The sequence below is a fragment of the Pseudomonas sp. FSL R10-2189 genome (assembly GCF_009600325.1).
Classification (GTDB): domain Bacteria; phylum Pseudomonadota; class Gammaproteobacteria; order Pseudomonadales; family Pseudomonadaceae; genus Aquipseudomonas; species Aquipseudomonas helleri.
In genome coordinates this window covers 17,828-42,327 of sequence record NZ_WIVZ01000008.1, presented here as the reverse complement: position 1 = coordinate 42,327, position 24,500 = coordinate 17,828, and the positions used below count along the sequence as shown (strand labels likewise).

The window sequence follows — 24,500 nt, the reverse complement described above, 5'->3', positions numbered from 1 at the left end:
CCGGAGAACGGATGACGAGACCTACGTTATTGATTGCACTGTGCCTGTTGCTGTTGCCGCTCCCGGCAATGGCGCGATTGGCTGGGCCACTGCAAGTCGGGCAGCCAAGTCAGGTCCGCGATCTGGCGCAGATTCGCAGCAGTCAGGTGTTGCGTGTGCTGGTGAATCAAAGCCGCAACAGCTCCGGCGAAGTGCAGGGCCAGGACATCGGTGTTGAATACCATCGCCTGCGCGCTTTCGAGCAGTACCTGAATGCCAGCGCCCGCGACGGGCACGAAATCACTCTCAAGATCATTCCCAAGGCCAAGGACCAGTTACTCGGTGCGCTCATGCGTGGCGAAGGCGACTTGATGGCGCCGGGTGAGTTGCTGGACGTCAAGCCCAGCCATGCGGTGAGCCCGAGTGATCCTGTGGTCGATCGGGTACCGTTGTTGCTGGTCGGGAAGAAGGGCGAACGGCGTTTTACCCGGTTTGAACAACTGTCCGGGCGCACAGTGGCATTGACCACGGGCAGCGCGGCCGGTGAGTCCATCAGCCTGATCAATCAAAAACTCGCGCTGCGCAAATTGCCCCCGGTGAAGGTGGAGTGGGTCGACCCGAGCCTGGCGGTGGAGGATGTGCTGGAGATGGTGCAGGCCGGGATCTTTCATCTGACCATTGTCGAAAAGCCGATTGCCGAACGTTGGGCCACGCTGATGCCCAAGCTGCGCTTTGACCGCCAGGTGCTGATCAGCGAGCCGGCCGCGATGCGCTGGTTTGTACGCCGCGATGCCGCCATGTTGCACGCCAGTGTCGACAAGTTCCTGGCCAGTTATAAAGCCCCGTCCAATCAGGACCTGGCCTTTGAGAAGGTTTACCGTGGTTTGTACCGGGTGCATTACCCGTTGGCAAAAACGGACCGGCAAAAACTCGAAAAACTGCGCCCGGTGCTGCAAAAACATGCACGGCAACAGGGTATGGATTGGCTGAACCTGGCCGCGCTGGCTTTCAAAGAGTCTGCCCTGGACCCCGGTGCACGCGGTTCGGGTGGCGCGACGGGGCTGCTGCAAATTACCCCTTCGGCGGCGCAGCGGGTCGGGGTCAATGACATCAAGAATGTCGATAACAATGTGCAGGCCGGTGCCAAGTACTTATCGATGATTCGCCGTAAATTTTTTTCCAGCCCCAAACTCAATGAGCGTGAGCGCATGGCCTTTGTGCTGGCGGCTTACAACATGGGCCCTGAGCGGGTGCAGGCCATGCGCGCCGAGGCCAAGCGGCGGGGCTTGAACCCCAATCAGTGGTTTTTTCAGGTAGAGCGTATTGCCATGGAACAGATGGGCATGAGCGCCGTCAGCTATGTTAATAGCGTGAATAAATACTATTTGGCATTCGACCGCGAGCGCGACTCTTTGGAGCCGGCAGCAGGACGGGTAGCCTCTCGCAAATAATCGAATAATCGAATAATTCGATTGTAATGCGGGGTTTATTCGACTTTTAACATGATAAAAACTGATTAATATGGCGTCCATTCCCCCCCCTGATTTGAAGGAACGCACCATGAGCAAATTGATCAAGACTGTTCTCTCCACCCGTGCCGGCTACGGTTTGACCGTCCTGCGGGTGTTTGTCGGTATCATCTTTGCGGCCCACGGCTCGCAAAAGCTTTTTGGCTGGTTTGGTGGGGGCGGCCTGGCGGGCACCGCACAATGGATGGAAAGCATCGGTCTGGCACCGGGCACCTTGATGGCACTGTTGTCGGGCGGGACTGAGTTCTTTGGCGGGCTGGCCTTGATTATCGGTTTGCTGGCACGCCCGGCGGCCTTGGGCTTGTCGTTCACTTTGCTGGTGGCCATTTTCTCGGTGCATATTCACAACGGGCTGTTTATGGCCAACAACGGCTATGAATTTGCCCTGGCCTTGCTCGGCGGCACGCTGGCCGTATTGCTTGAAGGTGCTGGCAAACTCTCGGCTGATCGGGCCATCGCTGGCTAATCGCGAGCTTTTCGCAGGCCATAAAAAATCCGCAGCCCGGTACAAGGGCTGCGGATTTTTTGTGTGTGGCGGGTCAGCTTCAGAACATCAGCGCGTTGGTCATATCGCCCATGGGCGTTTGGCCGCGGGCTTTCATGGCATCGTCACGGTGTTTAAGGCCGTCGAGGGTTTCCAGTTGGTGCACGCGGGTGATCAAGCGCAGGACCGACGCCGTGTCATATACCGTGTGGTCGACCGTGCCTTTGCGCGCGAACGGTGACACGACCAACGCCGGGATGCGTGTGCCCGGGCCCCAGCGGTCGCCCTTGGGCGGCGCAACGTGGTCCCACCAGCCGCCGTTTTCGTCTACTGTCAGCACGATGACCATGTTTTCCCATTGCGGGCTGTTGCGCAGCACTTTGAGTACGCGGTCCAAATGCCGGTCGCCCGACGCCACGTCGGCATAACCGGCGTGCAGGTTGAGGTTGCCCTGAGGTTTGTAAAACGACACCGCCGGCAGCTTGCCGGCTTCGGCATCGGCGAGGAAGCGGTTGCTGCTGCTTTCGTCGCCCAGGCCGCCATCACGCAGGCGTTTGCTGCGTTCAGCCGGGTGTTCCGGGCCTTGGCGGGTGAAGTAATTGAACGGCTGGTGGTGGTACTGGAAGTTCGGGATCTTGGGGATGCCGCCGGAGTCTTTGTACTCGTCGAGCGTGGCTTGCCAGGCACCGGCGTACCAGGCCCAGTCGATGTTCTTTTTGCTCAGTTTGTCGCCAATGTGTTCATGGTTTTGCGGCACCAGCACGCTGGGCAGGTCGGGCTTGGAGTAGTCCGGGCGTTCTGGGTCACGAATCCAGGTCGGCCAGTAGGGCGGGGCCATGGTGTTGACTGCGTAGCCGTCAGGCGTGATAGCGCTGGGGCCAAACTGCGGGGCGCCGGTCATGGCGCTTTGGGGCGATTTATCCAATGGCTTGAGGCGCGTGCCTTTAGGGTCGTCGCCTTCCAGCGTGGCGATCTGGCTCTTGGCCACAGAGTTGGCGGCGTCCGGGTAAACCGGCACGGCGGCACTGATCAAGTACTGGTGGTTGAGGAACGAGCCGCCAAAAGCGCCCTGGAAGAAGTTGTCACACAGTACGAACTCACGGGCAACATCCCACAAGCGCAGGGAATATTGCGACTGCGCGTAGTGGCCCATGGGCAAACCACCGGAGTCGCCCCAGGCCACAAACTGGTCGTTTTTGCCGTCGTTGATTTGCATCTGGTTTTGATAAAACACGTGCCACAGGTCACGGGTCACCAGGCTCAACGGCAGGTCTTCCTGATTCGGGCCTTTAAGGGCGAATGGTGCGTTGGGCAGGTTTTCCTGGAACTGCACGCCTTGCGGGTACGTGACACCGTCAACCGTTTGCGGGCCTACCTGCAAGACGCCGCCCCAGGCCGGTGGCAGGGTGTTGAGCAGGCTGCCATCGCGGTCGCGCTGCTGATAGTCCGCAGGCTTGAGCGCCGACAAGGGTTTTTCGACGCCGGGGAAGTTGGCGAACAAGTTGTTGAAACTGCGGTTCTCGGCGTAAATCACCACGATGGTTTTCACCTGCTCGTGGAGTTTTTTGTCCAGCTCGGTCGGGGTCAGCGGTTCAGCTGTGACCGGGGTGTCATGCGGGGTGTTTGCGTACACATTCAAGGTCGCCGCACCGACACCGAGCGCGGCTGCACCGGCGAGGAAGCGACGGCGGCTGGCATCGGCAGGGAGTTGGGTGTCCTTGTCTTTTTCGTCGCTCATTACGGAGTCCTGTTAACTGTTACAAAACATTTTCGGCGGCAGCGTAACAAGGGATTATGACGGCGGGGTTTCAAATGATCGAATTCAACTTAGCGCAGATGCATTCTTCATCTAAGCGTGCATGAATTCATGGGGGCGTCTGGTACGGGGTTTTCGTGGCATATGATTCTTGACAGTTGTAACCGGCTTTATCTAGGATGTTTCTTGCGCCGATTTAAACAGCTACTTGCGGGGCGCCAGGGTGTCAAAAGACGCTCAAAATACCGCTAAAGCGCTGGTTCGGTGTTGCCTCTCACCTGCCACGCAGAACCTTGAGGCGGAGAACCGATACATGAGTCAACCACGTCCTTTCGTTCGTCTAGCGCCGATCACGGCCAATCAGACTTCGCGCAACCCAAAAATCCTCCTGGGCGGTAAACATCAGCCAACGCTGCTGCGTTATCTGGACGGCTGGCCGCGTCGCAAAGGGCAAACTTCAGCGTTTTTGATTCAGTTTGTTGAGGTCGGCGACGAGCTGACGCGTTTTGCCGCCGACAGTTTTGACCTGGCAGTGATTCAGTCGCCTTCAAGCGAAAATGCCGAGTTGGTCATTCGCAACCTTATACGCGTGTCACGCCAGGGTTTAATCACGTTGCGTTAATGAACAGGGTCGCCATCAGCTTTGCTTAACAGGTAAAGCTGAAACGGATCAAGTTTCAAACTGGTGATAAGACGACCATCCAAACTTCACGCACTGTTCAAAATTCGTGTTGGCCATCAGTTCTTCTGCCGTCGAGTAAGTCGAGCGAAACGGCAATGTTGGCACCCAATGCCCGCTAAACGGTGTAATGCAGTCTTTGTAGAGATAGGGCCCCTTGCCTGGTAGCCGTTTTATCTCAGCCTCAGTCCAGTCGGAGCTGTTTGTACTTGCTGTTGCGGGGGTGGTGACGAGCACGCTCAGTGAAAGTGCTACGAAGAGGCGGGTAAAAAGAGCCATTAATTTATTCCTTTAAATAATGTAAGTGGTTTGTAGTCCTCAGCTTAGTTTCGTGGGCTCAACGCTCAATGAGACAACTGCCACGCTGTTTGTAAGAAACGCCCCGGATAAACAGCGGTGCTGTTAATCAGGGGTACTCAATAGCCACGATATACACGCACTGTTCGCCGGTAGGCGTTTGTACCCGAACTTCGGCATCCAGCGCTTTGCCAATCAAGGCGCGGGCCAGGGGCGAGTCGATGCTGATCAGGCCCTGTTTAAGGTCCAGCTCATCGGGGCCGACGATGCGGTAGCGTGACTGTTTGCCGTCTTCATCTTCAATCGTGACCCAGGCGCCGAAATATACTTTGTTCGGGTCGCCGGGTTTTTCGCTGACCACTTTCAGGCTTTCGAGACGTTTGGTGAGAAAACGCACGCGGCTGTCGATCTCGCGCAGCATCTTTTTGCCGTAGGTGTATTCAGCGTTTTCCGAGCGATCGCCTTGTGCCGCTGCTTCGCTGACCGACTGCGTGACCTGTGGCCTGCGCACATGCCATAGCTCATGCAGTTCGGCGCGCATCCGCGCTTCACCTTCCGGGGTGATCAGCGCGGTGCCAGCAGGGCGGGGTGGTCGATAGCGGCTCATGGTCAATCCGTTGGCAGAGAAGGGCGCGAGTCTATCAGCCCTCGCGCAGCACTGTCAGCGGGCTGGCATTGAGGGCGCGGCGGGTGCCAAACACCCCGGCGCCGCCAACCATTACGGCGCCAAGCACCGGCAGCAACAACAGCCATGGGTGCGGGTGCCAGGGCAGGTCAAAGGCATAGCGGTACAGCACCAGGCTGACCAGTTCTGCGCCCAGCGCAGCCAGCAAGCCGCTGGTGGCACCGAGCAAACCGAACTCGATGTGCCTGGCCTTGATCAGCAGTTGGCGTTCGGCTCCCAATGCCCGCAGTAAGGCACCTTGGCGAATGCGCTCGTCGAGGGTGGATTGCAGGCCGGAAAACAGCACTGTCATCCCCGCCGCCAGAACGAACAACAGCACGTACTCAATGGCAATCGTGACTTGCGCCAGAATGCTGCGCAGCTGTTCGAGCAAGGCATCAATCGGCAGGATGGTCACCGCCGGGAAGCTGCGCGACAGCTCAATGATTTGCGTGTCGTGACCCGGGGCCAGGTAAAAACTGGTGAGGTAGGTGGTCGGCAAGTCTTGCAGGGTGCCGGGCTGGAAGATCATGAAAAAGTTGGGCTGGAAGTTGTCCCAGTTAATGCTGCGCAAACTGGTGACTTGCGCCTCGCGATTGACCCCGGCAACCGTAAACACCAGATGGTCGCCCAGCTTGAGTTTCAGGCTTTCAGCCACTTTGGCTTCAACTGACACCCCTGGCACGCCCTGTGGCGGTTGCGCCGACCACCACTGGCCAGCGGTCAGTTCGTTGCCTTCAGGCAGGTCGGCAGCCCAGGTCAGGCTCAGGTCGCGCTGTACGGCTTTGTCGCCGCTGGAGTCTTTGGTGACGATCTCTTGCACCGGCTCGCCATTGATGCTGATCAGGCGCCCCGGCACCACCGGGTAGATCGGCGCAGCGTGGGCCTGGAGTTCGTGCAGGCGGGCACCAAAGGTGTCCTTGTCGGTGGGCAAGATATTCAGTGCAAAGTAGTTGGGTGCATCTTTTGGCAACTGGCTTTGCCAGGTATCGAGCAGTTCGCCGCGCAACAAGGCAATCAGCGCCATCGACAGCAGGATCAAACCAAACGCCAGGGCCTGACCGGCTGCTGCCAGAGGCTGGCGCAGCAGTTGGCCCAAGCCCAGACGCCAAGGCAGGGAGGCACGGGCCAACCCACGGCGAAGGCCCTTGAGGCCCAGCAGCAACAGGCTGCCGAGTATCAGTGCGGCAATCACGCCGCCGCCGAGCAGGGCGAAGGTCAGCACCAAGTCCAGGCTCATGCGCCACATGATCAGGCCCAGTGCGAGCAAGGCGGCTCCGTACACCGTCCAGGTGCTGGCCGGGATTGGCAGAATGTCACGGCGCAAAACGCGCAGCGGCGGCACACGGCCCAGGGCGGCCAGTGGCGGCAGAGCGAAACCGGCCAGTGCAACCAGCCCGGTGCCCATGCCGGCCAGTGCGGGCATCACGCCGCCGGGCGGTACATCCGCAGGGAGCAAGTCGTGCAGCAAAGCGAACAACCCTAGTTGCGCCAGCCAGCCGAGCAGGGCGCCGGTTACGCTGGCCAGCAGCCCGAGCATCGCCAGTTGCAGGCTGAACAGCCAGAGTGTTTCGCGGCGGGACAAGCCCAGGCAGCGCAGCAGTGCGCTGGCATCAAAGCGCCGATTGGCAAAACGGGTTGCAGACAGGGCAACCGCCACCCCGGCGAGCAATACCGCTACCAGGCTGGCCATGTTCAGATAGCGTTCAGCCTTGCCGAGTGCGCCGCCGATTTGCTGGTTGCCATCACGCCCGTCGAGCAAGCGCTGGTTGGCTTCAAGGCCCGGCTGGATGACGTCACGGTAGGACTGTAGCGCCGGTGCTTCGCCGCGCCATAGCTCGCGGAAGCTGACCCGGCTGCCGGGCTGTACGATGCCGGTCGCTTGCAGGTCATCCAGATTGATCAGGACCCGTGGGGTCAGGCTGTAAAAGTTACCGGCACGGTCGGGTTCGTAGGTCAGAACACGGGTGATCTTGACGGTTTTTGAGCCGACATCAATGTCGTCACCGACCTTGAGATCCAATGCAGTCAACAGCCGCGGCTCAACCCAGGCTTGCCCGGACTTAGGCCCGCCGCCGGGTTGTTCTTCGCCGTAGGGCTGCGCCGCGCTTTTGAGTTGGCCGCGCAGGGGGTAGGCGTCATCGGCGGCTTTGATGCTGGACAGCTGAATACCGTTGTCTGTGGCAATTACGCTGGAAAACTCGACGATTTGCGCGTGTTTGAGTCCCAGTTCGTTGCCCACGCGAATTTGCTCTTCGCGAGCCGGTGAGCTGCCTTCGAGCACCAGGTCGGCCCCCAGAAACTCGGTGGCACGTAAAACCATCGCGCCGTTGAGGCGAGCGCCGAAGTAACCGATGGCGGTGCTGGCAGCGACCGCCACCAGTACGGCAAAAAACAGCACGCGCAATTCACCGGCGCGTGCATCACGCAGGAGTTGGCGCAGGGCGAGGCTGAGCAGACGGACCAGCGGCAAACGTGCCATCAAGGCTCCAGAGGGCCGACCAGATGGCCGGCGTCAAGACGGATCAGGCGTCGGCAGCGATGGGCCAGACGTTCGTCATGGGTCACCAGTACCAGTGTGGTGCCCTGTTCTTTGTTCAGCTCAAACAGCAGCTCGGTAATGCGCTCGCCCGTGTGGCTGTCGAGGTTACCGGTCGGTTCGTCGGCAAACAGCACGTCCGGGTTGGCGGCAAAGGCCCGTGCGATGGCAACGCGTTGCTGCTCACCGCCAGACAACTGGCGCGGAGAGTGGCTCAGGCGCTGGCCCAGGCCGACCCGTTCGAGCAAATGCCGCGCCTGTTCGCGGGCGTCTTTGCGGCCATCGAGCTCAAGCGGCAACATGACGTTTTCCAGTGCGTTGAGGCTGTCTAGCAATTGGAATGACTGGAATACGAAGCCAACGTGTTCGGCGCGCACGCGGGCCCGCTGATCTTCATCGAGGGTGCTGAGTGCATGTCCGGCCAGAATGACTTCACCCTGGCTCGGCAGGTCCAGGCCTGCGAGCAAGCCGAGCAGGGTGGATTTGCCGGAGCCGGAAGCGCCAACGATGGCCAGGCTGTCGCCTTTGCGCAGTTCCAGGCTTAAGGGGTGCAGGATGGTTAACTCGCCTTCCGCGCTGAGAACCACTTTGCTAAGGTTCTGCGCGGTGAGAATACTTTCGCCCATGGAGAATCCAATGCGTACGTGGTTTTTAAGTGCTGCTCTTGCCCTGATGTGTATAGCGCAGAATGCAGCTGCAGGAACAATCTTGATCGTCGGCGATAGTATCAGCGCGGCTTTAGGCCTGGATACCCGTCTGGGATGGGCTTCTTTGCTGCAGCAGCGGCTTAAGGAGCAAGGCTACGATGACCAGGTGGTCAATGCCTCGATCAGCGGCGACACCAGCGCAGGCGGGCTAGCGCGGTTACCGGCGTTGCTTGCGGAGCATAAACCGCAGGTGGTGATTATTGAGCTGGGCGCCAACGATGGGCTGCGCGGCCAGCCGCCAGCACAATTGAAACAAAATCTTGCCGCGATGGTCGACGACTCGCAAAAAGCAGGTGCCAAAGTGCTGCTGTTGGGCATGTTGTTGCCGCCCAATTATGGCCCGCGCTATACCGACGCTTTTGCCAAGGTCTACAGCGATCTGGGCAGCGAGAAAAAGGTCGCGCTGGTGCCGTTTTTCCTGGAGGGCGTCGGCGGGCATCCCGAGTTTATCCAGGCCGATGGCCTGCATCCGAAGGCCAATGCACAGGGCCGTTTGCTCGATAATGTGTGGCCAACCCTAAAACCACTGCTTTGATGCTTTTCTAGCGGCATGGTTTCGGCTAATGTGGCGCCCCCCCGATTTGGAGCCCCTGATGTCGCGTCCTGCCTGGTCTTTATATGCTTATCAACTGATCGAGCCCGATGAGCAGCTCGATTTGTTCGCCTGCCAGGAGGTACGGGTACATTTGGTCACGCGCCAATTGGAGCTGGGTGGCACGATTGACCGCACCCTGTGTGGTTCATTGCTGCCTGCGCAGCCGCGTTGGTCGGATGTCACGCGCAAGGTGTTTCAGGATCACCGGCTTTGCCCGCTGTGCCGGGCAATCATTGAGTCTCAGCGCCGCGGCACTGAGCCGATCTGGCCTGAATTACGCTTTGAGTTGTGATGTAACCTGTCTGAAACCTTAAGACTCAATACGACGCCTCCCGGCTTTTCGAGGTGGCGTGTACACTCTCTTTTTTGTCCCCTGTTGATTATGCGAAGGGTCTTCCGGATGTTCTCGCGCTTACCTGCTGTCACCCGTTATCTGTCAGTTGCCGCACTGTGTGTTGCGGGTCCCGTTCATGCGCTTGAATTTCCGCTGCCGCCACCGGGTGAAGACGTGGTCGGGCAGGTGCAAGTCATCAAGGGCAAATACGAAGACTCTTTCTCGGATCTTGGTAACCAGTACGAACTGGGCTACTCCGAAATGATTGCCGCCAACCCCGGTGTGGATGCCTGGCTGCCCGTCAAAAAGAACCTAGATGGCTCGATCGTTGACACCGATATTGTCTTGCCCACCCAGTTCATCCTGCCGCCGGGCAAGCGTGAAGGCATCGTGATCAACCTTGCCGAGTACCGCTTGTATTATTTCCCCAAGGATCAGAACAAGGTGTACACCTTTCCATTGGGGATCGGCCGTGAAGGCTGGGGCTCGCCTTTGGGCCTGACCAAGGTCACGGCCAAAACGCCAAACCCGACCTGGACGCCTCCCGCTTCGATCAAGGCCGAGCACGCAGCCAATGGTGACCCGCTGCCTAATGTTGTGCCAGCAGGGCCGGACAACCCGCTGGGGCCGTTCAAGTTCACCCTGGGCATGCCGGGTTACCTGATCCATGGTTCCAACGCCAAGTTCGGTATCGGCACGGGCACCAGCCACGGCTGTTTCCGCATGCTGAACAAAAACGTACTCGAGATGGCCAGTATGGTGCCGGTTGGCACGCCCGTTCGCATCATCAACGAACCGTACAAACTCGGTGTCAGTGGCGGCAAGGTTTTCCTTGAAGTGCACGAGCCGTTGAATGTCAAAGATGGCTCTTTGCTAGCCAAAAGTGACAAGTCGCATTTGACTCCGGAAGACCTGCAGAACAAGTACGCAGGCTTTATCAACTTCCTGCTTAAGCATAAAGACCTGGAAAAGGTCATCCAGATCGACAAAGACAAAGCGTTCCCTGTGGTCGGTGCCGAAACCGGCATACCTCAGGAGATTGGTGTCGCCAACACCACGGTGCCACAGGGCCAGTCGCTGGACTACGTTCAGTAACGTATCCAGGCACTTAAACAGCCGCCACGGTTAACGCCCTGGCGGTTTTTTATTGCCTGCTTAGTTGATAGCAGGCATAAAAAAAGCCGACCCATAAAAATGGGTCGGCTTCGATAATAATCCCGAAGGACTATTACTTGCGGCTAGCTTTTTCAAGCATACGCAGAGCACGTTCGTTAGCTTCATCAGCAGTCTGTTGTGCTTTTTGAGCAGCAGCCAGAGCTTCGTCAGCTTTGCGGTAGGCTTCGTCAGCACGAGCCTGGGAACGAGCTGCTGCGTCTTCAGTTGCAGTCAGACGGGCTTCAGTTTCTTTAGATACGCTGCTGCAACCGGTAGCCAGAACTGCGGCCAATGCCAGAGCAGAGAATTTCAGAACGTTGTTCATCGTGTTCCCCTTCAAGGACTTTCTAATTAAAGCTGCTCCTTCAACATGAGGAAACAGCCGGCGTACATACTACCCATTACTTGTAGTAAGTAAACTGACCTAGCGCAAGAACCAAAAAAAATATTTGGCAATCAATGCCAATGGGCTAGATTTAACAGATTGTGTCCGAGAAAACTGCCCGTCTTTGGTGGTCTTGAGCAAGCGGTTTGCAAATATAAAGACCGTGTGAAGTGACTTCAAGAGGGCGCCTGCGTCATAGATTAGTCTTTTGCGTGCGAGCACACACTGAGCATCAATTGCGAGAGCGACTATTCTTAATTTTGCCTGTCGGCGTGCCTGCCGTTGTCAGTGTGCCTGTTGCAGAAGCTGTTCCGGTTGCTGTGTAACGGCAATGACACAGGGCCAGTATCTGGGTTCCCTCGGCACAAAAACATGAGTAAGGTAGAGGTCACAGTCCAAGACCCGCGAGGAGTAATGATGAGCGAGGCGCTGTCCATCCACCATGACCAGGCAGGTCACCAGTTTGAGACCACTGTCGACGGTCACCGTGCCTACCTGACCTACATGGATTTGGGTAAGCAGACTCTGGATATTTACCGCACCTTTGTGCCCAACGCGTTGCGTGGGCGAGGCATTGCGGCCGCGTTGACCGAGCAGGCGCTCGATTACGCCGAGAAAATGGGCTACGAGGTGATTCCCTCTTGTTCCTACGTTGAACGCTATATGGAGCGCCACAAGCGTACTCAGGCTAAAACCTGAAATAGCATTCCATAAAAAACGCCGGGCTAGCCCGGCGTTTTTTATGTGCGCTGAAAAATCAGCCGCGAGCCCGCTTGGGCAAGACATCCTTGAGCTTGGCATGCATGCTGCGCAAGGTGTTTTCAGTGCTCGCCCAGTCGATGCAGGCATCGGTGATCGAGACACCGTACTGCAAATCTTCAAGGTTTTTAGGGATCGCCTGGCAGCCCCAGTTCAGGTGGCTTTCAACCATCAGGCCGATGATCGACTGGTTGCCTTCAAGGATCTGATTGGCCACGTTCTCCATCACCAGCGGTTGCAGTGCCGGGTCTTTGTTGGAGTTGGCGTGGCTGCAGTCGACCATGATGTTCGGAGTGATTTTAGCCTTGGTCAGGGCTTGCTCGCAGAGCGCCACGCTGACCGAGTCATAGTTCGGCTTACCGTTGCCACCGCGCAATACCACGTGGCCGTAGGCATTGCCTTTGGTAGTGACGATGGACACGCCGCCTTCCTGGTTGATGCCCAGGAAACGGTGCGGGCTCGACACTGACTGCAAGGCGTTGATCGCAACGGTCAGGCCGCCATCGGTGCCATTTTTAAAGCCGACAGCCGAAGACAGGCCTGAGGCCATTTCGCGGTGAGTTTGCGACTCGGTGGTACGCGCACCAATGGCAGACCAACTGATGAGGTCTTGCAGGTACTGTGGAGAAATCGGGTCAAGGGCTTCAGTGGCGGTTGGCAGGCCCATTTCGGCCAGGTCCAGAAGCAACTTACGGCCGATGTGCAAACCGTCTTCGATTTTGAACGAGTCGTCCAGGTACGGGTCGTTGATCAGGCCTTTCCAGCCCACGGTGGTGCGGGGTTTTTCGAAATAAACGCGCATGACCAGATACAGCGTGTCGCTGACTTCAGCCGCAAGTACCTTCAGGCGCTCAGCGTATTCATGAGCCGCCTTGAGGTCGTGGATCGAGCAAGGCCCGATGACAACGAACAGGCGATGGTCTTTGCCATCCAGGATGTTGCGAATGACCTCACGCCCTTTGTTCACGGTCTGCAGCGCTGTAGCGCTGAGAGGGATCTCGCGCTTGAGGCGTTCAGGTGTGATCAGGGTTTCGTTGGAGGCAACGTTAAGGTCGTCGATCGGTAAATCAGCCATCGTGTTACTCGTCAGGTCACGGGTGCCGGCCGCCAGCGATCCCCGTGCGGCGGAGCACAGCTTGATTGAGCGCATCGGGGAGCGGAACCTTAACGCGTTAAGCGGTTATTCGACAATGGGCACACAGCGGTTTAATCCAGCGCAGGTTGTGCCAGGGCCTGCTCCAGAGTTTCCTGGGAAAACTCTGGAGCGTGCAGGTTGACCCATTCCAGGGCCAGCGCATCCTTGTTTTCGAAGGGCAGGTTGAGTTGATTGCGCTGGCGGCAATAGTGTTCGATCTGACACACCTGCTCACCCATGCGCGCACCAAACAGGGTCTGATCATCGGTAAATGCCACACCGACGCGGTAGCCGTCGGCGTGTTTTTCACACCAGGCGATATAGCCCGGGTAGTGCGCGGTTTCACCCAGGGTGGGCATGTACATGTCAACCGCCGTGCCGCGCCTCCAGCCTCTGTCACTGTTGCACGCAACACCACCCAGGCTGATAGTGTTCAGCTTCTGGCGCGAAAGGGCAGGGTGCTTGCGAGGGGTGATCTGAACAGGAACATCATCTGGGTGAGGCAAAAAACGACCCATGTACACAGACTCCAAAGTGCCAGTATTTTGATCTTGTTAGCTGAGTATAGTGACTGAAATGGAACTGACAGACTTTGATGCGGACCAGCGCCTGCTGACACTGCCCGGCACGACCTTGCTGGTGTTCACCAGCACCGGGTGTTCGAGCTGCCGCACGGCGCGCAAAATGCTGCCCGAAATGCAGTTGCCCATTGATCAGCTGTGCTGGATTGACGCCGGTGACAACGGTGGCCTGGTTGAGCGTTACGAGATCTTCCACCTTCCTGCGTTGTTTGTCGTGCGTGACGGTGCTTTTTACGGTGAATTGAAGTCGCGCTTGAGTGAAGGGGAGCTGGCCCATCACATTAAACTGGCCTTGCTGCTTGAACCCGACGAACTGCCTTGAATCCTGTGGGACCTCAACTGTGCGTGTAAGTCATCGCGCGGGTCATTGAACTTGTCCGGGCGCTGCTAAGCTGAATTCATCTCGGCCATAACGCCTGTCGAGGAGGTCGCATGATTCGCTCGATACTGTTCGCCACTGACCTCGGTATTTATGCTCCGGTTGTGATGCAGCACGCTTTGGGGCTGGCCCGCAGTTTCAAGGCAGACTTGTATGTACTTCACGTTGTGGAGCCCATGGGGCTGTTCGCCGAATCGGTATTGCAAAGTTATCTGGATGAGCAGGCGTTGCAGGAACTGCAGCAGCAGGGCATGACCGCCATGCTGTCCAATATTGAGCAGCGCGTGTTCGACAGTCTTCAAGATGAACTGGGTGAAGGGGCGCAGGAGCTGGCCTTGATCCGCTCGGTCAAGGTGGTTCAGGGCGAGCCCGCCCACGTTATTCTGGAGGAGTCGCGAAAGCTGGGGGTTGACCTGGTGATCCTCGGCAGTCACGGCCAGTCTACTGGCGCAAACAGCCACTTGGGGCACAACGCAAGCCGCGTCGTAGAGCAGGCGCAGGTGCCGGTGTACCTGGTGCCGTTGGTGCAACGTCGGCGGCGCACCGACGGGTGAAGGCGACGAACTGCTAAAAACGATAAAAAAGTTCTAGATTTATTCTTCTGACCTTCCATATAGTTATATATCGCCGCCGATAGTCATGGCGCCTATTTGCTCTGAGGGATGCATATGAAGCTTCAACAACTGCGCTACATCTGGGAAGTGGCGCACCACGACCTCAACGTTTCAGCTACCGCTCAGAGTCTCTACACCTCACAGCCGGGGATCAGTAAACAGATCCGTTTGCTGGAAGACGAGTTGGGCGTTGAAGTATTTGCGCGCAGTGGCAAACACCTGACCCGCGTCACACCGGCGGGCGAGCGCATCATCACCACCGCTGGTGAAATCCTGCGCAAGGTCGAGAGCATCAAGCAGATCGCCCAAGAGTTTTCCAACGAGAAAAAAGGCACGTTGTCGATTGCCACCACGCACACTCAGGCGCGTTATGCCCTGCCGCCGGTCATCAGCAACTTTATCAAGCAATACCCGGACGTCGCCTTGCATATGCATCAGGGCTCGCCGATGCAAATTGCTGAAATGGCCGCTGATGGCACCGTCGATTTTGCCATTGCCACTGAAGCGCTGGAGCTGTTCGGCGATCTGGTAATGATGCCGTGCTACCGCTGGAACCGTTGCGTGGTCGTGCCGCAAGGCCACCCGCTGACCAAACTGCCGAAGCTGACCCTTGAAGCCTTGGCTGAATACCCGATCGTGACTTACGTCTTTGGTTTTACCGGCCGCTCCAAGCTCGATGAAGCCTTCAGCCATCGCGGCCTGACCCCAAAAGTGGTGTTTACCGCAGCTGACGCTGACGTGATCAAGACTTACGTGCGCCTGGGCCTGGGCGTCGGCATCGTGGCCAAGATGGCCGTGGACACCAACCTGGACAAAGACCTGGTGGTGCTGGATGCCAGCGAGCTGTTTGAATCGAGCATCACCAAGATTGGTTTCCGTCGCGGCACCTTCCTGCGCGGTTTCATGTGCGATTTCATTGAGAAATTTGCACCGCATCTGACCCGTGAAGTGATGGCCAAGGCCATTGCCTGCCATAACAAGCAGGAACTCGAAGACCTGTTTGAAGGGGTTGAACTGCCGGTTCATTGAGTGGACTGATCGGCCCACGGAAGGGCCAGTTGAGCCCATGACGGTGGTGGCTGCAAGCCATTACCGTCACTACCCCAGTAACGCACATGCTGCCATGAATACCTTGAAACTTGACGCGTGATTTCACGCTGGGCGAACAGCGCCCGGCCCACGCCAAGACAAGGATCTTTTCATGAGTACCCGCGCGCAAATTGCTTCTGTATTAATCCCGTCGTTAAGCCCCGCCTTCATCAGTGCCGATGATGCGGCGGTGTATGCCCATGAGCTCATTGCGGCCATCAAGAATGGCATTGTCTACGGCGGCTTTATACTCGTCAGGCAGAACCGCTATTACGCCACCTTGCCACATGCGGGTTCCAGCACGTCCTTTGACCCTGCCGACGTGCTGTCATTGTCTGATGAGGGATTATTCCTGCCGATTCAGGGCTACACCATTGAAGGGATGTATCACTCCAATACGTCCATTCAGCGGATGCCTTGGCAGGTGCACGAGGAAAGCGAGCTGCAAGACAACTTCTTTTCGATTCACGACCTCAATCAAGCCATTCGATACAAACACAATTACCCGCGCTTCTATTTGTCCTGCCCCGACAAGTGCGTGTTGAGCTACATCGCCAGTGGCTCGGACCTTGAGAAAGCCTTGTTGCCTTTGCTCTCGCGTAAACGTGCGCAATACCCCGGGACGTTTGAAAGAGCCTATGACCTGGGGTCGTTAATGCCCTCTGACCTGATTGGTTTGATCTGCCTGGCGGGGGAACTCAGCATTGTGCTGGCGGGGGCGCACTGGGATCGACGCACCCGGCTGGGCGCGAACTGGAAGGCTGATCAGCAGAAGGGGCGGACCTCGGTCGACAAGCCCGCACTGTGCTCCAGCGTGTACAGCGATGTACTGGATGCGGTTAAGGCTGTGCATGAGGGCATGCTCTTGCGCAAACACACGCAATTTGCCGGGTTTGTGCTCAAGCAGCTGGACGCTGAGGTCTATGTCTATACCCGGCCCTTGGAGACACCATTCTTTGAATTTGACCGGGATGTACTGTTCCCCAAGGACCCCAGCGGCGTGCCGGTAGTGCCCGAGGGTTACCGCATCGTCGGGGTCTACCTGTCAGGTGAAGAACCGGATGCGCTGTTGCATGACACTACCAACGAGTTGTTTGGTGATTTCTTTTCCCCCAGCGCGCTGCTGACCAGTTTATTGCTGGTGCGCGCAACGCCTGGCTGCGACGTCTTCTTTTGCGCGCGGGAGGGCGGCCTGCTGCGCTATCAGAGCGACGCGACAGAGTCAGAAGCAGAGCTGGTCACACTGTTGAGCCGCACTCACGCGACCGTGCCAGATATTGAAGCGAGCCTTTTCCCTTACGACCGTAATGCACAAAGCTACGTCCACCGAGTGGCTGAAGCAGGCACGCTGGAGGTCATGATGACTGACGAGGTATGGACACAAGAGGGAAGGATTGGCCCCGACTGGGCGCCGTTTGCCATGTCGCCAACACTGTAGGAGCGAGCTTGCCTCGCGATCTTTTAACGGTCAAAAGATCGCGAGACGAGCTCGCTCCTACAGTGTGTGGCGGGACGCGTTATTGCTCGGCGTTACGGCTGTGGCGGTACTCGCTGACCGAGTCATACACGGCTTTGCGCAGGCGGTTGATACCGCCAATCGGCCGGTGCTCTTCGATGCCGTGCCATGGGCTGAACGACAGGTTGTCACAGGCCAGATTCTGGCTCGGGGTGTCGAAGTCTTGCGGCGCTACGGTGATGCGCGCCACGGTTTTGAATGGCGCATCAGACGCCTTCCATTCAACACTGGTGTCTTCAATCGGCATGTAGCGGTTGGCATCCTGACGCTGAACCTGCAACACAAAACAGGCAGGCGTGCGGTCTGTGCTGAGCTGCTGAGTCAACGCACTGCGCAAGAAGTTCGGCAGATCCTGATTCTGTTTGGGCAGGCTGTAGGCCGGGCAGTTGTCAGCGTCCGGTGCCACTCTGAATTTGGCATTGGCCGTCCCGAACTTGTAAGGCGACACCGAGTAGTAGGTGGTCTGTGTCGGGCTGGCGGGTGCGGGTGCCAAGGTGGCCAGGGCAATAAACAAGTGCCGCACTTGCCAGCTGCGCGGATCCCAGGACGGGAAAAACGCCAGCACTTTTTTGCCGTCGGCCTGGGCCGCGATGTTCTGACGATACTCCGCCACATCACTGACAAAGAAGTTGGGATGGTTAAACATCACAAAATCCTGCTCGCCGCGCCCCTGCTGGCTGGGCAACAGTTGCGTACCCGGCACGTCCTGCAACTTGATCGCCATGCCGCGAGCGTCGCGGATGCTGTCAAATTGCGGGTAAGCGTTGCCGTTGGACAGGCGCATCACGGCTTGCCAGGTTTTGCCCGGCGCCGCAAACACGCCTTGGCGCAAGGCCGGGTCGAGATCATCGAGCACCTTGACCTCGGCTTTGACACAGCCATGCGCCTTGGCGTGGGCATCGCGCAGGTAGCGCGTGTTCTCGCGGTGCTGGTCGACGATTTTAATTGCCGTCTGGATCGTGTCTTGCGTCATCGCGGCTTCATCGGCCGGGATCTGCTCCTGGGCTGACACAGGACCGCGGTACTTCCAGGCATACCAGCCTGTTGTCAGCGCCCAGCCCAGCAGCCCCAGCACGATCAGGGCGAGCAACAGCTTGCCCAGCCAGGTGCCGAGTCGAAGCCATAAAGTGGTCAGCATGCAAACATCCTTTTAATCGTTATTCGTTGGGCAACTGGTGTTCGAGCGGGCCGCCGAGCACTTTCAGGTACTCGATCAAGGCCCAGCGCTCTTCAGGTTGCAGCAGGCGACCAATCACGCCGTTGCCCTGTGGTCCGGCCCGGAACTCATGGCCGCTGTTGTGGTTGCCACTGATGCGGGTGTCCAGCACAAAGCCGCCATCAAAGGCGTCTGTGCGGTAGCCCAAGTGGCGCGGGTCGTACTCAAAATTGCCGCGATAGAAGGTTTGCGCACGTTCTGACTGCGGCGACAACAGTTGATACACCGTCGGCACAGAGCCGTTGTGCAGGTAGGGCGCAGTGGCCCAGATGCCATCCAGCGGTCGAGCCTTGTAGGCGCGCAACTCCAGTACGCCAATCGGCAGGCCAAAGCCGTTGAGGCGTGCTTGCTCTTGCGGGCTGACGGCAGCGTCCTGGTAGGCGCGCTTTTCAACAAAGGCGGTGACATAGGCCAGGCCCTTGGCGACAGACAGCTGATGCATGTCCAGCGGCTGCTCGCTCTTGGGGAGGAGGTTGACGTTCATGCTGGCCAGCTCGGCCGGGTCCCACTGCAGAGCGCTGAGGTCGTAGCGATTGTCTGCGATGTTGGTGGCGGTATTGGGGTCGGTACCGATCACTTCGACCGGCAGCATTTTAAGATGCTTGACCAGACGGCCGTTTTCTTCAATCACTGCCGGCACGTGGCAGCCCGCGCAGTTCTCGGCAAAAAGACGGCGGCCTTTGGCGGCCAGTGGGCGGTCGATCTTGCCGAACAGCTCTTCGGGCCAAACGGGAGGTTTGAGTCGTTGCAGGGTTTCTTCAATCAGGTGCAAGTCGTTGACCCGCACGCTGGACGGGTAGCGCTGGTCGCCTTGCAGCGGCTGACCGTGGCTGTCGAAGAAGTTCAGGGTTGCGCCGACGCCCAAGGCTTCACCGATATTGCGTGCCATGGGCTGTTGGGCCGAGCCATTCCACTGCACCCAGTCGAACGTCCACATGTCCCACAGGTGCGGGTAGTCTACCGGTGCATTGGCCACTCGATAGTTGTCGGGCGAGATCGCGTCGCCGAAGCTGGCATTGGCAATCCGGCCAAAGGCATCGGTGCGCCCCGGGCCTTCGAGCGTCGGGTAAAGGCCGCGATGGGTGTCGTTCCAGGCCACGGCCAGAAAGGTGTCCAGCGAGGCCTTGAAGTCCTTGCGCAGTTGCTTGTGACCGGCTTCATAGTTGTCGCCCAGAACCGTGCGGGCAAAGCGCTCAAATTTCCAGGGGTTGTAATACGTGGCTGCCAGGCTTGCGACCAGCGCCTGGCCAAAGCTGCCGCCGCGCAGGGTCGGTACGCTGGAAGGCAGCACGTGTTGCGCCGGGCCACCGTCAATGCGCAGGGCCTGGCCTTTGTAACGCAGCTCGCCGGTGTGGCAGGCCGCGCAGGTGATGTCCAGATACTCAACGGGGCTGCCGGGGTTCTGATGGCGAGTGAAGCCAACGGGCAAGTTGGCCGGATTGGCGGCGCTGGCTTGTTGCTGAGGGTCGATCAAAAAGCCAAACCGCGCCAAATACTCAGGCGCAGCGAAGCGTTGCGTCGAGAAGGGCAGCTCAAGGGCACTGAACCAGTCGTAATGCAGGCCTTTCACTTGGGTGCCCTGGGGCGTGTAGTAATAAAGTTGCCGATCCGCCTCGCTCCATTGGTCCTGGTAGTGCACGTGCTGCGGCGCGGTGTAAGCAGGCAGTTTTGGGTTGGCGATGAAGTAGACAACCACACACAGCCCTAACACCAAGGCCACGCCAAGCCCTGACAGCACACGGTAAAACAATCGCAAAATAACGCTCCTTGTAGGAATTTTTTCAGTCTTATGCCTGAGCGAGCGGCTAGCATCAAGTGGCTATCGGTTTGATCGGGGAGGGGAGGGACAGGTTTGACAGCGTGCTTGAAGTGTTAGCAAAAGTTGCGGTAATTATGAATTGTGATTTAGACATGAACTTATCCGCGATTTGCCTCTCTCATGCCGGTAGCCATTGGTTGCGGCCGCCTGATAAGCTCGCGGCTTTATTCGATTGCCCATTTGGCGCATGAACAAGGAAATAGCATGAAACAGCATCGGTTGGCGGCAGCTGTGGCTCTGGTAAGCCTGGTACTGGCGGGTTGCGACTCGCAGACCAGCGTAGAGCTGAAAACCCCGGCACAAAAAGCCTCTTATGGCATTGGCCTGAACATGGGTAAAAGCCTGGCTCAAGAAGGCATGGATGATCTGGATTCCAAAGCCGTAGCCTTGGGCATCGAAGATGCCGTCGGCAAGAAAGAGCAAAAGCTTAAGGATGACGAACTGATCGAAGCGTTCGCTGCCCTGCAAAAACGCGCTGAAGAGCGCCTGGCCAAGATGAGCGACGAAGCCTCTGCCGCCGGTAAAAAATTCCTCGAAGAAAACGGCAAGAAAGCGGGTGTTGTCACTACTGCTTCTGGCCTGCAGTACGAAGTCATCAAAAAAGCCGATGGCCCACAGCCTAAGGCAACTGACGTGGTGACCGTTCACTACGAGGGCAAGCTGATTGACGGCAAGGTTTTCGACAGCTCGATCGAGCGCGGTAGCCCGATTGACCTGCCAGTCAGCGGCGTGATCCCGGGTTGGGTTGAAGGCCTGCAACTGATGCACGTGGGTGAAAAGTACAAGCTGTACATCCCTAGCGAACTGGCTTACGGCGCACAAAGCCCAAGCCCGGCGATTCCGGCCAACTCGGTGCTGGTATTCGACCTGGAACTGCTGGGCATCAAAGACCCTGCAAAACCAGAGGCCGATGCTGCCAAGTAAGCAGCCTCTGTTTTCACACAACGCCCCGTCCTGACGGGGCGTTGTCGTATCTGGGCCTGGCCCGGCTGTTTATCCCCCCCGACCAGCGGTTATTTGTCGCATCTGTTCTGATTGCTAGTAGTTGCTGACCAGCAAGTCAATGAATTTATGGGTTTTTTTATGTGTGTAAAAAATGCCCGATCTAAGCGCAGCCCTTATAGAACGTGGCTTTCAGAGCGAAAAATCTGCTCTGTTCACAAGGTTATCCACAATTTGTGTGGATAACATTTCGCGTTTATCGGGCTTATTCCTGCGGCGAAGGTGAACACGAGCAAGAAGATCAAAAACCCCAGAGACCTCAGCGGCTGTTAGGATTAAGCTTCTAAGGAAAATTCCGACTTGATCTGTCTAAAAATCTGACGGGGTTAGCAATGGATCTTCAAATCATCAAGCGCAATGGAGAACCCGAATATGCGGTTCTTTCGTGGCAGAGCTACCTGGCGCTACTCAAGGCTGCGGGTATAGATGCTCCGGTAGCGACAGCACTCATCCCTGATACTGAGCGACAGCCGCCTGAGCCTGTACAGGCGCTGCCAGGGCTCGATCAACTGCGTGGCCTGCGCGAGGGCAAGGGGTTGGCCCTGGAGGTGCTGGCACGCACGGTAGGCATTAGCCCGTCGTACCTGGGAATGATCGAAACCGGTGAACGTCTGCCGGATCTTGCCATTCGCCGCAGCCTGGCCTGGGAGTTGGGCGTTGCGGGCTGGAGGGAAGCCTCATGAACGTGCGCATCAGTCGTCAACACTGGGATGGGTTACTGGCTGAGCTTGATCAAGCGCGTCGACAGCGCCATTTAGTGACGTACCGGGCGTTGCTGGAGCGTTTGCAGTTGCCCAGCCCGGCCATGTTGACCCTCACCTCGGCGCTGGAGCATCTGGCGGCGATGGACGTGAAGGCGGAGCAGCCGTTACGCAGTTCGCTGGTGATCAGCCAAGGGGCGAGCCGTTTGCCCCGTACCGGTTTTTTTGAATGCGTGGGGCGTCTTGGGCGTTTTTCCGGGCCGCCAGATGGCGTCGCGGCAGCTTCCTGGCACGCCTCGGAAGTGGTTCGGGTGTTTGAACACAGTTACGAACACGAAGAAGCGTAAAGACAAAAAGGGCGGGCCGCATGAGGCGGCCCGCCCTTTTTTTACACCAAAACCCCGTAGGAGCGAGCTTGCCTCGCGATCTTTTAAACGTTCAAAAGATCGCGCGACACGTGAAAGTTACTTCTTCGCTGCCTGTGGGTTGAGCTTGAGGTAGTCCAGCAGGACGCGCCCGGTTTCACTCAGGTAAGCGTCGTCTTCTGGCTTGGTCTTTTCAGGCTCCACCGGCAAGGCGTCTTCGTCTTCTTTCTTCATTTCCTTGAGCGGTGCTTCGCCTTTGGCCTTGCGGCGGGCGTTTTCCATCACCAACTGCTGGGTATCGATGTCGGCGTGTTGTGCGCGACGGTCGGCCTCGTTCAGGCTCACGGTTTTCTCGGCCATCAGCTTGTCGGCCAGGGCCAGCTTGTCGCGGATAAAGATGAACTCGGCATCTTTAGCCACACGCGCATCGTGATCCGCTTTCAGTTGCGCAATAAACGGCTTGAATGGGTCAGCCGCAGGCTTGATCGCAGGGCGGATGGTGTCCCACGGCATGGCCTCAGGTAGTGCACTTTCACCGATTTCCTTGGTGTCGATAATCGACGGGAAGGCGACGTCTGGCAGTACGCCCTGATGCTGGGTGCTCTGCCCGGAAACCCGGTAGAACTTGGCCAGTGTCAGTTTCAGTTCGCCGTGGTTCAGCGGCTGAATGGTTTGCACCGTGCCCTTGCCGAACGTTTGGCCGCCGATAATCAGCGCGCGGTGGTAATCCTGCATGGCCCCGGCAAAAATCTCCGACGCCGATGCCGACAAGCGATTGACCAGCAGCGCCATCGGACCTTTGTAGAACGCCCCCGGGTTTTCGTCTTCAAGCACGTCGACTTTACCGTCAGCGTTGCGCACCAGAACCGTCGGGCCCTTGTCGATAAACAGGCTGGTCAGCTCGGTCGCTTCCTGCAACGAACCGCCACCGTTGTTGCGCAGGTCGATAATCACGCCATCGACTTTTTCATTCTGCAACTCGGTCAGCAGCTTTTTAACGTCACGGGTCGTGCTCTTGTAGTTCGGGTCACCGGCACGGTAGGCCTTGAAGTCCAGGTAGAACGCCGGGATCTCAATCACGCCCAGTTTGTAGTCTTTGCCATCCTGCTTGAGGTTGAGGATCGACTTTTTCGCCGCCTGCTCTTCAAGCTTCACCGCTTCACGGGTGATCGAGACAATCTTGCTGGTCTGGTCGTTAGGCGCATTGCTCGCCGGAATCACTTCCAGGCGCACCACAGAGCCTTTAGGGCCACGAATCAACTTGACCACTTCGTCCAGGCGCCAGCCGATCACGTCGACCATCTCTTTGTCGCCTTGGGCAACGCCGATGATCTTGTCAGCCGGAGCGACTTGCTTGGTCTTGTCGGCGGGGCCCGCCGGCACCAGGCGCACGATCTTTACCTGGTCGTTATCGCTCTGCAACACGGCGCCGATGCCTTCCAGCGACAGGCTCATGTTGATGTCGAAGTTTTCCGCGTTATCTGGCGACAGATAGTTGGTGTGCGGGTCGTAAGACATGGCGAAGGTGTTGATGTACGCCTGGAAGATGTCTTCGCTGCGGGTCTGGTCAAGACGGCTCAACTGGTTTTTGTAGCGCTTGGTCAGCAGTTCCTGAATTTTCGACGGCTCTTTGCCAGCGATTTTCAGGCGCAGGACTTCGTCCTTGAGACGTTTGCGCCACAGATCATTGAGTTCGGCTTCGGTCTTGAGCCACGGAGCGTCCTTGCGGTCGATCTGCAGGGTCTCTTTGGTGGTGAAGTCGAACGAGTCCACGCCTTTGTTCAGTTCGCCCAAGGCGAAGTCAAGACGCGACTTGACGCGATCCAGGTAGCGCTTGTAGATGGTGAAGCCGGGATTGAGATCGCCGCTCTTTAGGAAATCGTCAAACTGGAATTTCCATTTGTCGAATTCGGCGATATCACTGGCCAGAAAGTAACTGCGCGAAGGATCGAGCAGCTTCAGGTAGCTGTCATAGATGATCGCGGAACGTGCGTCATCCAGTGGCGGCTTGCTGTAATGATGGCGTTTGAGCAGCTCAACAACGTTAAGGCTGGCAATTACCTCATCACGATCGGGCTGAAGGTTATCCCAACTGTTAGCGGCGAACGTAGTGGCCGAAAACGGCAAAACGCCTAAGCCAATGAAGAGTGCGAGAGCGGTGCTAGGGAATAAATGCTTCATGCTGAGTCGACGCGGGGGCAATTGATAACGCATATTAGGC

Annotated in this window: 25 protein-coding genes; 14 read left to right on the top strand and 11 right to left on the bottom strand. The window is 57.8% G+C overall.

Annotated features, from left to right (window positions below; all coding sequences use genetic code 11):
• Positions 1–11: 11 nt before the first annotated feature.
• A complete protein-coding gene (locus GHO32_RS08715) occupies positions 12–1,430 on the top strand; it encodes a transglycosylase SLT domain-containing protein (RefSeq protein WP_123750351.1) in 1,419 nt (472 codons plus the stop codon).
• Between the two features lie 109 nt (positions 1,431–1,539).
• Entirely contained in the window at positions 1,540–1,974 is a 435-nt protein-coding gene (locus GHO32_RS08710) for a DoxX family protein (RefSeq protein ID WP_153334607.1), read from the top strand.
• 79 nt (positions 1,975–2,053) lie between these two features.
• On the opposite strand, the gene GHO32_RS08705 is transcribed toward GHO32_RS08710, so the two are convergent.
• The gene (locus GHO32_RS08705) at positions 2,054–3,730 is read right to left on the bottom strand and encodes an acid phosphatase (protein WP_153334605.1); all 1,677 of its coding nucleotides are present in this window, start codon (positions 3,728–3,730) and stop codon (positions 2,054–2,056) included.
• Positions 3,731–4,061: 331 nt separating this feature from the next.
• On the opposite strand from GHO32_RS08705, the gene GHO32_RS08700 reads away from it, so the two are divergent.
• Positions 4,062–4,370: a class I SAM-dependent methyltransferase gene (locus GHO32_RS08700; RefSeq protein WP_153334603.1), complete on the top strand. Its 309-nt coding sequence runs from the start codon at positions 4,062–4,064 to the stop codon at positions 4,368–4,370.
• A gap of 48 nt (positions 4,371–4,418) precedes the next feature.
• On the opposite strand, the gene GHO32_RS08695 is transcribed toward GHO32_RS08700, so the two are convergent.
• The 4 genes from GHO32_RS08695 to GHO32_RS08680 all read right to left on the bottom strand — a co-directional run bounded on the left by GHO32_RS08695 (position 4,419) and on the right by GHO32_RS08680 (position 8,553).
• Entirely contained in the window at positions 4,419–4,706 is a 288-nt protein-coding gene (locus GHO32_RS08695) for a hypothetical protein (RefSeq protein ID WP_153334601.1), read from the bottom strand.
• 127 nt (positions 4,707–4,833) lie between these two features.
• Complete coding sequence (gene greB, locus GHO32_RS08690) at positions 4,834–5,331, bottom strand: transcription elongation factor GreB (protein WP_153334599.1); 498 nt, start codon at positions 5,329–5,331, stop codon at positions 4,834–4,836.
• Positions 5,332–5,365: 34 nt separating this feature from the next.
• Positions 5,366–7,870, bottom strand: a complete 2,505-nt coding sequence (locus GHO32_RS08685; protein ID WP_153334597.1) for an ABC transporter permease — start codon at positions 7,868–7,870, stop codon at positions 5,366–5,368.
• Positions 7,870–8,553: an ABC transporter ATP-binding protein gene (locus GHO32_RS08680; RefSeq protein ID WP_048368628.1), complete on the bottom strand. Its 684-nt coding sequence runs from the start codon at positions 8,551–8,553 to the stop codon at positions 7,870–7,872. Before GHO32_RS08680 ends, GHO32_RS08685 begins: the two co-directional genes overlap by 1 nt.
• Before the next feature lie 10 nt (positions 8,554–8,563).
• Here GHO32_RS08680 and GHO32_RS08675 point away from each other — a divergent pair, with 10 nt between their 5' ends.
• The 3 genes from GHO32_RS08675 (at position 8,564) to GHO32_RS08665 (ending at position 10,658) form a co-directional block, all read left to right on the top strand.
• The gene (locus GHO32_RS08675; RefSeq protein WP_048391475.1) at positions 8,564–9,169 is read left to right on the top strand and encodes an arylesterase; all 606 of its coding nucleotides are present in this window, start codon (positions 8,564–8,566) and stop codon (positions 9,167–9,169) included.
• Between the two features lie 58 nt (positions 9,170–9,227).
• Positions 9,228–9,521 (top strand): hypothetical protein, encoded by a 294-nt coding sequence (locus GHO32_RS08670; protein ID WP_003446817.1) that lies wholly within the window; start codon positions 9,228–9,230, stop codon positions 9,519–9,521.
• A gap of 108 nt (positions 9,522–9,629) precedes the next feature.
• The gene (locus GHO32_RS08665) at positions 9,630–10,658 is read left to right on the top strand and encodes a L,D-transpeptidase family protein (RefSeq protein ID WP_153334595.1); all 1,029 of its coding nucleotides are present in this window, start codon (positions 9,630–9,632) and stop codon (positions 10,656–10,658) included.
• A gap of 133 nt (positions 10,659–10,791) precedes the next feature.
• On the opposite strand, the gene oprI is transcribed toward GHO32_RS08665, so the two are convergent.
• A complete protein-coding gene (gene oprI / locus GHO32_RS08660; RefSeq protein WP_003172710.1) occupies positions 10,792–11,043 on the bottom strand; it encodes an outer membrane lipoprotei OprI in 252 nt (83 codons plus the stop codon).
• Positions 11,044–11,520: 477 nt separating this feature from the next.
• Here oprI and GHO32_RS08655 point away from each other — a divergent pair, with 477 nt between their 5' ends.
• Positions 11,521–11,802, top strand: coding sequence for a GNAT family N-acetyltransferase (locus tag GHO32_RS08655; RefSeq protein WP_048368625.1), 282 nt, complete (start codon positions 11,521–11,523; stop codon positions 11,800–11,802).
• A 58-nt stretch (positions 11,803–11,860) separates the two neighbouring features.
• On the opposite strand, the gene GHO32_RS08650 is transcribed toward GHO32_RS08655, so the two are convergent.
• Both GHO32_RS08650 and GHO32_RS08645 read right to left on the bottom strand, forming a co-directional pair.
• Positions 11,861–12,937: a 3-deoxy-7-phosphoheptulonate synthase gene (locus tag GHO32_RS08650; RefSeq protein WP_048368800.1), complete on the bottom strand. Its 1,077-nt coding sequence runs from the start codon at positions 12,935–12,937 to the stop codon at positions 11,861–11,863.
• A gap of 131 nt (positions 12,938–13,068) precedes the next feature.
• Positions 13,069–13,515, bottom strand: coding sequence for a PilZ domain-containing protein (locus GHO32_RS08645; RefSeq protein ID WP_153334593.1), 447 nt, complete (start codon positions 13,513–13,515; stop codon positions 13,069–13,071).
• Positions 13,516–13,573: 58 nt separating this feature from the next.
• Here GHO32_RS08645 and GHO32_RS08640 point away from each other — a divergent pair, with 58 nt between their 5' ends.
• From GHO32_RS08640 to GHO32_RS08625, 4 genes are all read left to right on the top strand, one after another.
• Complete coding sequence (locus GHO32_RS08640) at positions 13,574–13,900, top strand: thioredoxin family protein (protein WP_153334591.1); 327 nt, start codon at positions 13,574–13,576, stop codon at positions 13,898–13,900.
• Between the two features lie 110 nt (positions 13,901–14,010).
• A complete protein-coding gene (locus GHO32_RS08635; protein ID WP_153334589.1) occupies positions 14,011–14,511 on the top strand; it encodes a universal stress protein in 501 nt (166 codons plus the stop codon).
• Between the two features lie 114 nt (positions 14,512–14,625).
• Positions 14,626–15,600, top strand: a complete 975-nt coding sequence (cysB, locus tag GHO32_RS08630; RefSeq protein ID WP_048368621.1) for an HTH-type transcriptional regulator CysB — start codon at positions 14,626–14,628, stop codon at positions 15,598–15,600.
• Positions 15,601–15,772: 172 nt separating this feature from the next.
• Entirely contained in the window at positions 15,773–17,098 is a 1,326-nt protein-coding gene (locus tag GHO32_RS08625; protein ID WP_153334587.1) for a DUF4329 domain-containing protein, read from the top strand.
• Positions 17,099–17,177: 79 nt separating this feature from the next.
• On the opposite strand, the gene GHO32_RS08620 is transcribed toward GHO32_RS08625, so the two are convergent.
• Entirely contained in the window at positions 17,178–18,314 is a 1,137-nt protein-coding gene (locus GHO32_RS08620; protein WP_153334585.1) for a catalase family protein, read from the bottom strand.
• A 19-nt stretch (positions 18,315–18,333) separates the two neighbouring features.
• Entirely contained in the window at positions 18,334–20,148 is a 1,815-nt protein-coding gene (locus tag GHO32_RS08615) for a di-heme-cytochrome C peroxidase (RefSeq protein ID WP_153334583.1), read from the bottom strand.
• Between the two features lie 267 nt (positions 20,149–20,415).
• On the opposite strand from GHO32_RS08615, the gene GHO32_RS08610 reads away from it, so the two are divergent.
• From GHO32_RS08610 to GHO32_RS08600, 3 genes are all read left to right on the top strand, one after another.
• Positions 20,416–21,135 (top strand): FKBP-type peptidyl-prolyl cis-trans isomerase, encoded by a 720-nt coding sequence (locus tag GHO32_RS08610; RefSeq protein WP_153334581.1) that lies wholly within the window; start codon positions 20,416–20,418, stop codon positions 21,133–21,135.
• A 410-nt stretch (positions 21,136–21,545) separates the two neighbouring features.
• Positions 21,546–21,896 carry a helix-turn-helix transcriptional regulator gene (locus GHO32_RS08605; protein WP_123750366.1) on the top strand — a complete coding sequence of 117 codons (351 nt, stop codon included), beginning with the start codon at positions 21,546–21,548 and terminating at the stop codon, positions 21,894–21,896.
• Complete coding sequence (locus tag GHO32_RS08600; protein ID WP_153334579.1) at positions 21,893–22,261, top strand: hypothetical protein; 369 nt, start codon at positions 21,893–21,895, stop codon at positions 22,259–22,261. Before GHO32_RS08605 ends, GHO32_RS08600 begins: the two co-directional genes overlap by 4 nt.
• Before the next feature lie 117 nt (positions 22,262–22,378).
• Here GHO32_RS08600 and GHO32_RS08595 read toward each other — a convergent pair whose 3' ends face one another.
• A complete protein-coding gene (locus GHO32_RS08595; RefSeq protein WP_178113863.1) occupies positions 22,379–24,460 on the bottom strand; it encodes a carboxy terminal-processing peptidase in 2,082 nt (693 codons plus the stop codon).
• Positions 24,461–24,500: the final 40 nt, after the last annotated feature.

What these genes read in the sequence shown, in the direction of transcription:
- GHO32_RS08645 (WP_153334593.1), bottom strand. Translation starts at nt 13,515, where the DNA reads ATGGGTCGTTTTTTGCCTCACCCAGATGATGTTCCTGTTCAGATCACC.
- GHO32_RS08715 (WP_123750351.1), top strand. Translation starts at nt 12, where the DNA reads ATGACGAGACCTACGTTATTGATTGCACTGTGCCTGTTGCTGTTGCCG.
- GHO32_RS08605 (WP_123750366.1), top strand. Translation starts at nt 21,546, where the DNA reads ATGGATCTTCAAATCATCAAGCGCAATGGAGAACCCGAATATGCGGTT.
- GHO32_RS08620 (WP_153334585.1), bottom strand. Translation starts at nt 18,314, where the DNA reads ATGCTGACCACTTTATGGCTTCGACTCGGCACCTGGCTGGGCAAGCTG.
- GHO32_RS08640 (WP_153334591.1), top strand. Translation starts at nt 13,574, where the DNA reads ATGGAACTGACAGACTTTGATGCGGACCAGCGCCTGCTGACACTGCCC.
- GHO32_RS08625 (WP_153334587.1), top strand. Translation starts at nt 15,773, where the DNA reads ATGAGTACCCGCGCGCAAATTGCTTCTGTATTAATCCCGTCGTTAAGC.
- oprI (WP_003172710.1), bottom strand. Translation starts at nt 11,043, where the DNA reads ATGAACAACGTTCTGAAATTCTCTGCTCTGGCATTGGCCGCAGTTCTG.
- GHO32_RS08700 (WP_153334603.1), top strand. Translation starts at nt 4,062, where the DNA reads ATGAGTCAACCACGTCCTTTCGTTCGTCTAGCGCCGATCACGGCCAAT.
- GHO32_RS08635 (WP_153334589.1), top strand. Translation starts at nt 14,011, where the DNA reads ATGATTCGCTCGATACTGTTCGCCACTGACCTCGGTATTTATGCTCCG.
- GHO32_RS08680 (WP_048368628.1), bottom strand. Translation starts at nt 8,553, where the DNA reads ATGGGCGAAAGTATTCTCACCGCGCAGAACCTTAGCAAAGTGGTTCTC.
- GHO32_RS08685 (WP_153334597.1), bottom strand. Translation starts at nt 7,870, where the DNA reads ATGGCACGTTTGCCGCTGGTCCGTCTGCTCAGCCTCGCCCTGCGCCAA.
- GHO32_RS08665 (WP_153334595.1), top strand. Translation starts at nt 9,630, where the DNA reads ATGTTCTCGCGCTTACCTGCTGTCACCCGTTATCTGTCAGTTGCCGCA.
- GHO32_RS08675 (WP_048391475.1), top strand. Translation starts at nt 8,564, where the DNA reads ATGCGTACGTGGTTTTTAAGTGCTGCTCTTGCCCTGATGTGTATAGCG.
- GHO32_RS08610 (WP_153334581.1), top strand. Translation starts at nt 20,416, where the DNA reads ATGAAACAGCATCGGTTGGCGGCAGCTGTGGCTCTGGTAAGCCTGGTA.
- cysB (WP_048368621.1), top strand. Translation starts at nt 14,626, where the DNA reads ATGAAGCTTCAACAACTGCGCTACATCTGGGAAGTGGCGCACCACGAC.
- GHO32_RS08705 (WP_153334605.1), bottom strand. Translation starts at nt 3,730, where the DNA reads ATGAGCGACGAAAAAGACAAGGACACCCAACTCCCTGCCGATGCCAGC.
- GHO32_RS08710 (WP_153334607.1), top strand. Translation starts at nt 1,540, where the DNA reads ATGAGCAAATTGATCAAGACTGTTCTCTCCACCCGTGCCGGCTACGGT.
- GHO32_RS08600 (WP_153334579.1), top strand. Translation starts at nt 21,893, where the DNA reads ATGAACGTGCGCATCAGTCGTCAACACTGGGATGGGTTACTGGCTGAG.
- GHO32_RS08595 (WP_178113863.1), bottom strand. Translation starts at nt 24,460, where the DNA reads ATGAAGCATTTATTCCCTAGCACCGCTCTCGCACTCTTCATTGGCTTA.
- GHO32_RS08655 (WP_048368625.1), top strand. Translation starts at nt 11,521, where the DNA reads ATGAGCGAGGCGCTGTCCATCCACCATGACCAGGCAGGTCACCAGTTT.
- greB (WP_153334599.1), bottom strand. Translation starts at nt 5,331, where the DNA reads ATGAGCCGCTATCGACCACCCCGCCCTGCTGGCACCGCGCTGATCACC.
- GHO32_RS08695 (WP_153334601.1), bottom strand. Translation starts at nt 4,706, where the DNA reads ATGGCTCTTTTTACCCGCCTCTTCGTAGCACTTTCACTGAGCGTGCTC.
- GHO32_RS08670 (WP_003446817.1), top strand. Translation starts at nt 9,228, where the DNA reads ATGTCGCGTCCTGCCTGGTCTTTATATGCTTATCAACTGATCGAGCCC.
- GHO32_RS08650 (WP_048368800.1), bottom strand. Translation starts at nt 12,937, where the DNA reads ATGGCTGATTTACCGATCGACGACCTTAACGTTGCCTCCAACGAAACC.